This is a genomic window from Enterobacter cloacae complex sp. HYC033_NIDB (genome assembly GCF_056673335.1).
This window is the reverse complement of the sequence record NZ_CP115123.1, coordinates 2,175,118-2,187,730: the sequence shown is the minus strand read 5'-3', so window position 1 is coordinate 2,187,730 and position 12,613 is coordinate 2,175,118. Positions and strand designations below refer to the sequence as shown.

Genomic DNA, 12,613 nt, shown 5'->3' with positions numbered 1-12,613 from the left:
GACGGGCTTCCAGTCGTTGGCGTGTGGATTTGGGTGATGTATGATGGCGCGCTTATCGCCCGGGCATTAGCAGGGCGGCGTGTTTCCCCCGAAGTCTCAGAATCATGGCCAAAGAACAAACGGACCGTACGACACTAGATCTGTTCGCGAATGAGCGTCGACCGGGACGACCGAAAACGAATCCGCTTTCGCGCGATGAACAGCTGCGTATCAATAAACGCAACCAGCTTAAACGCGATAAAAATCGTGGGCTTAAGCGTGTCGAACTGAAGCTGAATGCCGATGCCGTCGATGCGCTTAACGAATTAGCTGACGCGCGCAACATCAGCCGCAGCGAACTGATCGAAGAGATGCTGATCGCCCAGCTTGAGACGTTACGCGGCAAGGCGTGAGTCAGAAAATCCCCAATATTACCTTTTTCATGTAGCACAGAGTGCAGTCCTGCGTGATAGCTGTTTCCGCAGGGTTGCCTGTTCTGCTATTATTGCCCTTATCCGTGGACAATTTGCGCCACCATACCATTAAGTTTCAAGAGGTTATTTTACTCATGGCAATCATCGGCATTTTCTTTGGCAGTGATACCGGCAATACTGAAAATATCGCAAAAAACATTCAAAAACAGCTCGGTAAAGACGTTGCTGATGTGCATGACATCGCCAAGAGCAGCAAAGAAGATCTCGAGGGCTATGACATCCTGCTGCTGGGCATCCCGACCTGGTACTACGGTGAAGCACAGTGTGACTGGGACGATTTCTTCCCGACGCTGGAAGAAGTAGACTTCAACGGCAAGCTGGTTGCCCTGTTTGGCTGTGGCGATCAGGAAGACTATGCTGAATATTTCTGTGATGCGCTGGGCACTATTCGCGACATCATTGAGCCACGCGGTGCGGCGATCGTCGGTCACTGGCCAACGGCGGGTTACCATTTCGAAGCGTCCAAAGGTCTGGCAGATGACGATCACTTCGTTGGCCTGGCCATTGATGAAGACCGTCAGCCAGAGCTGACCGCTGAGCGTGTAGAAAAATGGGTTAAGCAGGTTCGTGAAGAGCTGAACCTGGACGATATCCTTAACGCCTGATATCCCTGCGGCGCAACTCCGGTTGCGCCCGTTTTCCAGGTAAAACCGATTAAATTAATTGCTACAAACTTTTAACTTTTTCGCCCAGACCTGTACAATATCCCCCTGGTAAAAAGTGGGTGCCATCGAACAAGTTTGTTGGTGATACCACGTTTTTATAAGCATACTTTGCTTGAGACTTGCAGTTTTCATTTAGCCATGGCAGTTCTATAATGAGACGCATTATCCCAAGTGCATTTTCTGTCACTTCTTCTTTTGAAGTGAATCGTTTAGCAACAGGACAGATTCCGCATGACTGACAACAATACCGCATTAAAGAAAGCTGGCCTGAAAGTAACGCTTCCTCGGTTAAAAATCCTTGAAGTGCTTCAGGGGCCAGACAATCACCATGTCAGTGCGGAAGACCTTTATAAGCGTCTTATCGATATGGGTGAAGAGATTGGGCTGGCAACCGTCTATCGTGTGCTGAACCAGTTTGATGACGCGGGCATTGTTACTCGTCATAATTTCGAAGGCGGTAAATCCGTGTTCGAGCTGACTCAGCAGCATCACCACGATCACCTGATCTGCCTCGACTGTGGCAAGGTCATTGAATTTAGCGATGATTCCATTGAATCACGCCAGCGTGAAATCGCCGCCCGTCATGGCATCCGCCTGACCAACCACAGCCTGTACCTGTACGGTCACTGCGCTGAAGGCGATTGCCGCGAAGACGACCACGCGCACGACGCGAAATAATATCGTGTTCATACTCTGAGCCAGCCGTAAGGTTGGCTTTTTTTTGCCTGAAAAAAGTCCGGTGGCGCTGCGCTTACCGGGCCTACGGGCTGTGACACCGTTGTAGGCCCGGTAAGCGCAGCGCCACCGGGCATAAAGCAACTTATTTATTGTTATTGCGAATCTCGTCCCAGATCTTATCGCAACGCTTCGCCACTTCCTGATCGTTACCGCTTTTCCGCGCCTGGATACAGGCCTGGTAATCCATCACGCGAACATTTTCCTGCGTCGCAAACTGCTCATGCGCTTTCTCTTTTTTCAGCACATTCAGCACGCTCTGGCAGGCTTCAATCTTCTCTGGCGATCCTTGTGCTGTATTGATGCAGGCGCTATACGCCTCCTTCAGACGGAAGTCTTCTTTCTGCGCCTGATCCTGCGCACACGCCACCAGCCCCGATGCCAGCAGCGCAACGATTACCATTTTTTTCATCATATGCAGTCTCCATGCAGGCGGGATTTCGCCCGCCTGCGTGTTCATCAGAAGATTGTGAATGGCGCAATGACCATGAATTTCACGTCACGTTCATCCTGGAAGATGTTGCCGTAACCGCCCGCGTAGCTCGGGATATCGGAGTGGTTGTCATACTGGGTGAAGTGCAGTTTGAACATCGTGCCTTTCGCACGGCCCTCCTGAAGGGTGTAAATCGCATCCAGGCTGTATGAAGACTCTTTCAGACGGTAGTTCGGATCGTAGTAGGCGTCTGGCGTAGCCATATCTGCTGGCTTCGCGTCCCAGGCGTACGCGTAGGACGCACCCACCGCCCAGCCAGGCAGGTTCCAGTTCTTCAGGTCATACATTGCGCCGAAGAAGACCGCCTTTTCGCCGTCGGCGTTGAAGTCAGAGCGGTTATCCCACCAGATATCCAGACGACCATTGGAAGAGGCGTAGGTTGGCGTCATACGTTGCAGGAAGTAGCCCTGCTGCCCTTCTGCCTTGACCCATGTTCCCTCCAGACGTAAATCAACCTGACCTACCTTGTAGCCGAAGGTCAACGCCTGTAACCACGCGGTGCCGTCATAGATATCATTTACGCTGCCATCACTGACTTTGTCGCGCGTACCGTAGAACTGATAGCTGGTGCTCAGCGGGCTACCCGCGATATCAAATTTGTAGCTGGCTTTAGCAAAGTACTGATCGATATAGCCTTCAGCCTGACCAAAAGCAGCTTCCAGCACCAGATCGTTTTTGAAGTCGTACTTCGCCCCCAGCGAGTGGAGATAATCAACTTTGGTTTTTTTATCATTCTGATAGAACTTGTCCATCTCAATGTGCCACGGCGCTTTGTACTCGTTGGTCCACATATAGGAGAAGCTCAACGCCCCCGCATCGCCGTAGTCAAAATTAGCACCGGCTTCCGCACCCTGATAGGTACCTGGCATAAAGCTCCAGTGCGGTGCTAACAGCGTCTGACCGGTTGGCTGGATATAACCTCCACGCGCCCAGACCGGACCATATTTGAATTTTGCAGCCGCTTTATACAGGCTGATTCCGCTTTTATCGCCGGACCAGTCTTCGTCGTAGGCTTTATTGCTGGAGGAGAACGCAATTTCGTTCGGATGGCCGCTGTCGCCATTTTCGGCCATTTCAATTGCGGTGAACGCGGCAATATCGATCCCGAACATATCGGCGGCATATCCCGACTGGAAATCCAGGTTGGCGTTCCAGGTCGAGTGAGAAAGGTTGGTTTTGTATCTATCTTCAGTGACGTCTTTACGGTCACGCTCACGCTGCCAGTAATAAATACCGCCCGTGAGGGTGGAATCTTCAATGAAACCTGCTGCTTTTGCCTCTGGCGCAACCACCAGGCCCGACATTGCTGTCACACCGGCGATAGCCAGCGCCAGCGCACAACGTTTGCCACTGAACGTACGCATATGTTTATCCTCTTTGACGTATAAATTGCTGTTACCAAAGGCAAACAGCGAAAAAATAAAAAAGTAGCGTTGAGAAAAACCTCGTTGACTACAATGGTTAGACTATTTTTCGCGACGCGAATTATCAATCTCTTTCTGTAACGGGAATGTAAGAATATGAGCAACCGCACATATTTCATCGTTTTCTGTTACATTTCATTCATAACTCCAAAAATGCGGGCGTTTGACAGAAAACCTTTTATTTCCATAAACATGCAATCGGTTTCATCGTTTAAACATTTGAGATGTTTATTTTTTAATTGAAATCATTTATGAAAATAATAAATTTTGAATTGTTATTAATTCGCTGCGCAAAGCGGGTTCTCCCTTACTCTGACAATACCCGTTAAAGGATGTGAGATTGCTCGCTTTTTCTAAATTAACCGTCTGTTTTTACTGTTTCTCGTCTTGACGCCGCCAAAAGACCTCATTGATTATGTGGTCAGGTTATACGTATAAGTTGGCGCACATATGGCAAAAAGAATGACGCAACGCGATGTCGCTGCACTGGCGGGAGTTTCTCAGGCGGTGGTCTCAGTAGTGTTAGGCATGGGAAAACACGCCTATCCCCAGGAGACAGTTGCCAGAGTGGAAAACGCGGCGAAACAACTGGGCTATGTACCAAACCGCTTCGCCCAGGCATTGAAAACCAATAAAACACTGTCCGTGGCCTGTATTATTCCGGACATTGCCAACCCGTTTTATGCCTCGCTGATACGCGGGGTGCAATCGGTGATGGATGCCCATCGTTATGATGTCATCGTTGCCAGTACCGATGCTGTGCGGGAAAGGGAACTGCATTTTCTGAACTGGTCGGCTCAGGGGCGCGTCGATGCCGTAATTGGCACTTTTTTTCATGCCGGCGTTAATGATTTTGAACCCTATCTCATGGCCGGTTTTCCCATCGTCCGGATTGAAGCGGAGTATAAAACCGCCGGGAATTTGCCGTTACACAATATTTTTATCGACAACACCGCTGCCGCCCGCCGCGCTGTCGAATATCTGCTGGCTCAGGGGCACAAACACATCTGTATGATCGCAGGCGCTGGCGGCCCGGCTGGTGCCCGTGTGAAAGGCTATCAGCAGGCGATGGTGCAGGCTGGCCTTACGCCACAAATTCTTATGCAAGCAGATTTCTCAGAACCTACCAGCTATCAGTCCGCACTATCACTTTTCCGCAATGTTCCTCGCCCGGACGCTATCTTTGCCGCCAACGATGTAATGGCTATCGGCGTGATGCGGGCGGCAAGAGAGACGGGAATAACCATTCCCGGGCAGCTTGCCGTGGTCGGTTTTGATGATATCCCCTCGGCCGGACTGGTCACCCCTTCCCTGACCACTATCGCCCACTTTCCGGAACTAATCGGACAAAAAGCCGGTGAAATCCTGATGAATCACCTGTCCGGGGAACAGGATTCACCGGGAAGCACAACCGAAATGCCCTACCGCCTGGTAAAAAGGGAATCCGCCTGACTGGCGATTAATTACAGAGAAAAGGATGAAAAAATGGAATTACCTTCAGATTATTACCAGCGCGTTTACGCTGGGGTATTAGGGAAATTGATCGGCGTGTATCTGGGTCGCCCTTTTGAAGGCTGGACCTGGCAAAAAATCATGCGGGAACTCGGGCCAATACGGTATTACGTTAATGAAAAATTCAATCGCCCTCTGGTGATTACCGATGACGACGTAGCCGGAACATTCACATTTATTCGCGCGCTTGAGGATTACGCGTTACCGCCAGACCTGACAGCCGAACAGATGGGGCACTGTTGGCTGAATTACATCATTGATAAGCGCACTATCCTCTGGTGGGGGGGGAATGGTAATTCAACAGAACATACGGCGTGGCTGAATCTTAAAAAGGGTATCCCTGCCCCGCTGAGTGGCGCTATCGCCACCAATGGCAAAACCATCGCAGAGCAAATCGGCGCGCAAATTTTCATTGATAGCTGGGCGCTCGTGGCTCCCGGCCAACCGCAACTGGCGGCGTCTCTGGCAAAAACAGCCGCCAGCGTGAGTCACGATGGGGAATCCGTTTATGCCGCCATGCTTTGGGCGGCAATGGAGTCACAGGCTTTTATCTGCCAGGACATCGAAAAACTGATTGCCACAGGCTTATCCGTTATCCCCCCAGATTCGCAAATTGCCATACTGGTCGCCGATGTCTGCCGCTGGCGCCAAGAGGATAACGACTGGCAGACGACGCGCCAGAAAATTGAAGACCACTACGGCTACCATAAATATCCCAGCAACTGCCATGTGATCCCCAACCACGCGTTGATGATTATGGCGATGCTCTACGCGCCGGACGATTTCCAGCAGTCCCAGTGCATCGTTAATACCTCCGGATGGGATACCGACTGCAATGCGGGCAACGTTGGCTGCCTGTCTGGAATTATGCTCGGGTTACAGGGTATTGACGCCGGCCCGGACTGGCGCGGCCCGTTGGCGGACAGAATGCTAATCTCTTCCGCGGACGGCGGTTTTTCCATCAACAACGCAGTACGCATTACGGATTATCTGGTGGATTTAGGCCATCAGATTGCCGGGCTTCCGCGCCCTGAACCGAAGAAAGGGGGGGCTCAATACCATTTCTCCCTTCCGGGAAGCGTACAGGGTTTTCGCTGGCTGAAGGAAGAGAATACCGCTCCGGTTGAGGTGAAAAACGAAGCCTGGCAGGGGCAGCAGATGCTGAGCATTCATTATCATCACCTCGCGCAGGGTCTTCAGGCCAGTGTGACCACGCAAACTTTTACCCCGCCGGAAATCGTGGAAATGCGCAGTTACGATCTCATGGCCACGCCACTGATATACCCTGGACAACGCTTGCACGCTACGCTTATTGCCCCATCGGACAATATCTCGTCGCTTAACGTGCGGCTGTGCTATCGGGTCTATGACGATAACAATTGTCTGATCCCTTGCTACGGTGACACGCACCACGTTGCCCCAGGCGAAGAAATAACGCTCTCGCTGGATATCCCTGACTGTAAAGGCCAACCAATAGGTGAAATTGGCGTGACGCTGAGTACCGACGCCCGTACTGCCCGTGGTCGACTCCTTATCGACAGCATGTGCTGGGATGGCGTACCGAAACTGACCCTGCGCAAACCCGCCGGAGAGAACGACTTCTGGTGGCGCTCATGGGTCAACGGAGTGGATCTCTTTTCCCGCCATTATCCAACCAGCTTTCGGATCTCAAAAGAATACGATGAGGGTTTAATCATTCACGGCACTCGCCAGTGGAATAACTATCGGGTGCAAAGTGACATCACGCTGCATTTGGGTGACTACGGTGGTCTGGCCTTCCGGGTACAGGGGATGAGACGTTACTACGCAGCGCGCGTAATGCGCGACGGAAAGGTACAGATAATACGCGTCCGCGACGCGGTGACCCGTATTCTGGCAGAAACCGTCCTGTCTGACGTTTATGAGCGGCCCCTCGTTTTCGATATCGCTGTTATGGGAAACACCCTTACCGCCACTGTCGATGGAAAAACCCTTTCCGTGGAAGATACCGAACGTGAAGCGTTTGCCGATGGTGGGATCGGGTTATTGATATGCGCCGGTGCGCTGTCAACCGACGCTATCCATATCTGCGCCAATGAAACGGTATCACAACAAGGGATGAAAAAATGAAAACAACAAACAGGCTACGGGCCCTGGCCCTGGTCGTTGCGGCATTACTCTCAGGATGTAAAGAGGATAAACCGCAGCAGGTTACAATTGAATTTATGCACTCCTCCGTAGAGCAAGAGCGCCAGGCCGTTATACGCGGCCTGATCGACCGCTTTCAGAAAGAAAACCCTACTATTACCGTGAAGCAGGTGCCGGTGGAAGAGGACGCCTTTAATACCAAAATGATTACGCTTGCCCGTTCAGGCGCGTTGCCGGAAGTGATCGAAGTTAGCCATGACTACGCCCGGGTAATGGACAAAGAGTCGCTAATCGATCACAAGGCGGTAAAAGCCCTGATAGAGAAACAAGGGGAAGCGTCTTTCTATGACGGCGTGTTGCGTATTGTCCGCACCGAAGACGGAAATGCATACACTGGCGTACCCATTAGCGCCTGGTTACAGGGGATCTGGTATCGAAAATCCGTACTGGCTAAGGCAGGGATTAGTGAGCCCAAAAACTGGGCCCAATTGCTGGATGCGGCGCGCAAGCTGACCAAAATCGGTGACAAAAAATACGGTATCGCTCTGCCGACGGCAGAGAGTGTGATGACCGAGCAAACTTTTTCCCAGTTTGCGCTTTCAAATCATGCCAACGTATTTAATGCTGACGGCAAGGTCACCGTCAACTCACCGGAAATGCTCGCGTCGCTGAATTATTACCGCGATCTTTCCCGATACACGATGCCCGGCTCTAATAATGTTATGGAGATCAAAGACGCCTTTATGAACGAGACTGCACCGATGGCGGTCTATTCGACCTACATTCTGCCAGCTATCGCTCAGGAAGGTTCGCTGGCCGACATCGGCTTTGTCGTTCCGACTGAAAAAACCTCTGCGGTGTATGGCGTAATCACTTCATTAACCATCACTACTGGGCAGAAGGAAGAAGAGACTGAAGCCGCTGAAAAATTCGTGTCATTTATGGAGCAAGCGCAAAATACCGCAGAATGGGTATTAATGTCGCCAGGGGCGATGCTGCCAGTGACAAAAGCCGTTGCTGCACACACCGTTTACAAAGATAACCCGGCTATTAAAGCCTTTGGCGATCTGACGACTCAACTGATTGCTCAGTATCCGCATATGCAGGTCTTTGGTTCCGTCGGTGAGAAGAATTTCACAGGGATGGGGGATGTCACCGGCTCCGCTATTCTCAGTGAAATGGTCAATCAGGTGACAGTAGGAAAACAGGAGACTGCCCCCGCGCTGGAACGCAGCCAGCAGCGAGTAGCTGAACTTTTGCAACGCCATTAACCCTCAAAAAAAACGCCGCATTACGCGGCGTTTGTTTCTCATTGACCATGCCAGCGTGATTATTCGCCGATCTTAGTCCAGGTATCACGCAGACCGACGGTACGGTTAAATACCGGTTTTTCTGCCGTGCTGTAACGGCTGTCCAGGCAGAAGTAACCCTCACGTTCAAACTGGAACGCTTTACCGGCTTCAGCGGCTTTCAGAGACGGCTCGGCATACCCCTGCTTGATAATCAGCGACTCAGGGTTGATAACCGCCAGGAAGTCCTCCGCAGCGCCTGGGTTAGGTACGCTGAACAGACGATCGTAGAGACGGATCTCAACCGGCAGCGCATGCTGCGCACTCACCCAGTGGATTACACCTTTTACTTTACGGCCATCCGCCGGATCTTTGCTCAGCGTCTCTGCGTCGTACGTACAGAAGATGGTCGTGATGTTACCTTCCGCATCTTTCTCTACGCGCTCGGCTTTGATCACATAGGCGTTACGCAGACGCACTTCTTTGCCCAGCACCAGACGCTTGTACTGCTTGTTCGCTTCTTCACGGAAGTCGGCGCGATCGATCCAGATTTCACCGCTGAACGGCACGTCGCGGGTGCCCATTTCCGGTTTGTTAGGATGGTTAGGCATCGAGACCAGTTCGCTTCCACCCTGCGGATAGTTTTCGATGACCAGTTTCACTGGATCGATCACTGCCATCGCGCGCGGCGCGTTTTCGTTCAGGTCTTCACGAATGCAGGATTCCAGAGACGCCATTTCGATAGTGTTGTCCTGCTTGGTAACGCCAATACGTTTGCAGAACTCACGAATGGACGCCGAGGTGTAGCCACGACGACGCAGGCCAGAGATGGTCGGCATACGCGGGTCGTCCCAGCCTTCAACGTGCTTGTCGGTGACCAGCAGGTTCAGCTTACGCTTGGACATCACGGTGTATTCCAGGTTCAGACGAGAGAACTCGTACTGACGCGGATGCACAGGAATGGTGATGTTATCCAGCACCCAGTCGTACAGACGACGGTTGTCCTGGAATTCCAGCGTGCACAGAGAGTGCGTAATGCCTTCCAGCGCATCGCTGATGCAGTGGGTGAAGTCGTACATCGGGTAGATGCACCACTTGTTACCGGTCTGGTGGTGTTCAGCGAACTTAATGCGGTACAGCACCGGATCGCGCATCACGATGAACGGAGACGCCATATCGATTTTGGCACGCAGACACGCTTTACCTTCTTCGAAGCCACCGGCACGCATTTTTTCAAACAGCGCCAGGTTCTCTTCCACGCTACGATCGCGGAACGGGCTGTTTTTACCAGGCTGAGTCAGCGTACCGCGGTATTCACGGATTTCGTCAGCAGACAATTCGTCGACGTATGCCAGACCTTTGTTAATCAGTTCAACCGCATAGGCATACAGCTGATCGAAGTAGTCTGAGGAGTAGCAGATATCGCCAGACCAGTTGAAGCCCAGCCATTGCACGTCGTTTTTAATCGACTCAACGTATTCGATGTCTTCTTTTACTGGGTTGGTGTCATCGAAACGCAGGTTGCACTGCCCCTGGTAATCTTGCGCAATACCAAAGTTCAGGCAGATCGATTTGGCGTGACCAATGTGCAGGTAGCCATTTGGCTCCGGCGGGAAACGCGTGTGGACTGTGGTGTGCTTACCACTGGCCAGATCTTCATCGATGATCTGACGAATAAAGTTACTCGGGCGGGCTTCTGCCTCACTCATCGTGGATTCCTCAAAGCGTAAACAACGAATAACGGCATATGATCTTATAAGCCGGACGTAGTGACAACCCTTAAAACGTCCCGGAAGAAAATAATGGGGGCAATTGCTGCAAAAAAAAGCGGCGGAGGATATCCCCCGCCGCTAAAGGCATAACTCTACTCAGGAGCGATTACTTGCCTTTAATCTCATACAGTGGCGTCTGGCCTGCAACCACCTGACCCTGCGCCTGGATCACCAGACCGCTGAAGTCGTCGATGTTGCTGCACACGACCGGGCTTATCATGGAGCGCGCGTTGGCATTCAGGAAGTCCAGATCCATTTCCAGAATCGGCTGACCTGCCGCCACTTCAGCACCCTCTTCCACCAGACGAGTAAAGCCCTGACCGTTCAGCGCAACGGTATCGATACCCATATGGACAACGATCTCCGCGCCTTTTTCCGTTTCCAGGCAGAACGCGTGGTTGGTGTTGAAGATTTTCACAATAGTACCGGCAGCCGGAGAGACCACGGTTTTGTCCGTTGGTTTCACCGCCACGCCGTCACCGACCGCTTTGCTGGCGAAGGCTTCGTCAGGCACCTGCTCAAGCGCAACAACGTCACCTGTCACCGGAGAAACCAGCGCAGCGATGGTCACCGCGTTTGGCACAGCCTGCGGTTTTGCAACCGGCGCGTCAGCCACTGCCGCGTTATCCGTTGAGGCGGCAGCGACCGGCCCACGGGCAACCACTTTTTTCATTTCATCGCCGATAGATTCGGCTTTCGCACCCACGATAACCTGGATGGTTTGTTTGTTCAGTTTCACCACACCAGACGCACCCAGGCGTTTGCACATTGCATCGCTCACGCGCGCGGAGTCACCTACGGTCAGACGCAGACGGGTAATACAGGCATCGATCGCTTTCAGGTTGTCGGTGCCACCCACAGCGGCAATGTAGCTGGTTGCCAGCTGGGTTAAACCCTCTTCGGTATTGCTGTTGGCTTCACTGGTCACAACATCATCTTTCGTATCTTCGCGGCCCGGCGTCTTCAGGTTAAACATACGAATAACCGCGCTGAACAGAACGAAGTAGATAACGAAGAAGATCAGGCCCATCACCATCAGCATCCAGACGTTGCTGCTTGCCGCCGGCAGGTTGTACATCAACACATAGTCGATGGCGCCTGCGGAGAAGGAGAAGCCAGCATGGATACCCAGAAGGGTGGCGACGAACAGGCTGATACCGGTCAGGATCGCGTGCATCAGATACAGCAGCGGAGCCAGGAACATGAACAGGAATTCCAGTGGCTCGGTCACGCCGGTCAGGAAGGCGGTGATCGCAACGGACAGCAGCATCCCGCCAACCATTGGGCGACGCGCTTTCGGCGCAGCCAGGTACATTGCCAGCGCCGCGCCAGGCAGACCAAACATCATGATTGGGAAGAAGCCAGACATGAACATGCCCGCGGTGCCGTCGCCTGCGTAGAAGCGGTTGATATCACCGTGGAATACCGCGCCGGCCGCGTTGGTGAACTCACCAATCTGGAACCAGGCGATGGTGTTCAGTACCTGATGCAGACCGGTTGGGATCAGCAGACGGTTAATGAAACCGAAGATGCCCGCGCCCATTGCGCCCGCAGACACGATCCACTCGCCACCCGCATGGATAGCATGCTGCACCGGTGGCCAAACGTAGCCAAAGATGGCGGCGAGGATCAGACAGAAAAAGCCCGTCGCAATCGGCACAAAACGTTTACCGCCGAAGAAGCTCAGGAAGTCAGGAAGTTTGATACCTGCCCAACGGTTGTACACGGCGCCACCCACCAGGCCGGTAATGATACCTGCCAGCACACCCATATTGATTTCAGGGTTGATGGTTACCATCGCTTTCGTGAGGATGAAGTAACCGACAGCCCCTGCCAGTGCCGCGGCACCAGCGCTGTCTTTTGACCAGCTTGACGCCACACCGATGGCGAAAATCAGCGCCAGGTTGTCAAAAATTGCGCCGCCTGCCTGGGCGATAAACGGCACGTTAAGAAGATCGGGTTGCCCGAATCGCAGCAGCAACGCTGCAACCGGTAGCACGGCGATAGGGAGCTGCAAAGCCCTACCGAGGCGCTGGAAAAAACCTAAAATATTCATCCTATTCCCCCTACGAGACCCTTTGTTAAGACTCGCGCATAAACTATGTTTTTATTGTGTCACGAAC

10 protein-coding genes are annotated in these 12,613 nt (G+C 52.5%); 6 read left to right on the top strand and 4 right to left on the bottom strand.

Going from position 1 to position 12,613, the window contains the following annotated elements; translation table 11 throughout:
- Positions 1–104: 104 nt before the first annotated feature.
- The 3 genes from ybfE (at position 105) to fur (ending at position 1,816) form a co-directional block, all read left to right on the top strand.
- Positions 105–392, top strand: coding sequence for a LexA regulated protein (gene ybfE / locus O1721_RS10480; RefSeq protein ID WP_003858652.1), 288 nt, complete (start codon positions 105–107; stop codon positions 390–392).
- Positions 393–547: 155 nt separating this feature from the next.
- Entirely contained in the window at positions 548–1,078 is a 531-nt protein-coding gene (fldA, locus tag O1721_RS10475) for a flavodoxin FldA (protein WP_003858653.1), read from the top strand.
- Between the two features lie 291 nt (positions 1,079–1,369).
- Entirely contained in the window at positions 1,370–1,816 is a 447-nt protein-coding gene (gene fur, locus O1721_RS10470; RefSeq protein WP_010428651.1) for a ferric iron uptake transcriptional regulator, read from the top strand.
- 142 nt (positions 1,817–1,958) lie between these two features.
- Here fur and chiQ read toward each other — a convergent pair whose 3' ends face one another.
- Positions 1,959–2,285, bottom strand: a complete 327-nt coding sequence (chiQ, locus tag O1721_RS10465) for a ChiQ/YbfN family lipoprotein (RefSeq protein ID WP_032649993.1) — start codon at positions 2,283–2,285, stop codon at positions 1,959–1,961.
- Between the two features lie 47 nt (positions 2,286–2,332).
- Positions 2,333–3,730, bottom strand: a complete 1,398-nt coding sequence (gene chiP / locus O1721_RS10460; protein WP_032647711.1) for a chitoporin ChiP — start codon at positions 3,728–3,730, stop codon at positions 2,333–2,335.
- Positions 3,731–4,240: 510 nt separating this feature from the next.
- On the opposite strand from chiP, the gene O1721_RS10455 reads away from it, so the two are divergent.
- Genes O1721_RS10455 through O1721_RS10445 form a run of 3 tightly spaced genes read left to right on the top strand, consistent with a single transcriptional unit; the run spans position 4,241 to position 8,700 of the window.
- Entirely contained in the window at positions 4,241–5,242 is a 1,002-nt protein-coding gene (locus O1721_RS10455) for a LacI family DNA-binding transcriptional regulator (RefSeq protein WP_026094378.1), read from the top strand.
- A gap of 33 nt (positions 5,243–5,275) precedes the next feature.
- Positions 5,276–7,411, top strand: coding sequence for an ADP-ribosylglycohydrolase family protein (locus tag O1721_RS10450; RefSeq protein ID WP_032647708.1), 2,136 nt, complete (start codon positions 5,276–5,278; stop codon positions 7,409–7,411).
- Complete coding sequence (locus tag O1721_RS10445) at positions 7,408–8,700, top strand: ABC transporter substrate-binding protein (protein ID WP_017694283.1); 1,293 nt, start codon at positions 7,408–7,410, stop codon at positions 8,698–8,700. Before O1721_RS10450 ends, O1721_RS10445 begins: the two co-directional genes overlap by 4 nt.
- Positions 8,701–8,759: 59 nt before the next feature.
- On the opposite strand, the gene glnS is transcribed toward O1721_RS10445, so the two are convergent.
- On the bottom strand, positions 8,760–10,427 hold the full coding sequence (gene glnS / locus O1721_RS10440) for a glutamine--tRNA ligase (RefSeq protein ID WP_015571127.1): 1,668 nt from the start codon (positions 10,425–10,427) through the stop codon (positions 8,760–8,762).
- Between the two features lie 169 nt (positions 10,428–10,596).
- On the bottom strand, positions 10,597–12,546 hold the full coding sequence (gene nagE, locus O1721_RS10435) for a PTS N-acetyl glucosamine transporter subunit IIABC (RefSeq protein WP_017694284.1): 1,950 nt from the start codon (positions 12,544–12,546) through the stop codon (positions 10,597–10,599).
- Positions 12,547–12,613: the final 67 nt, after the last annotated feature.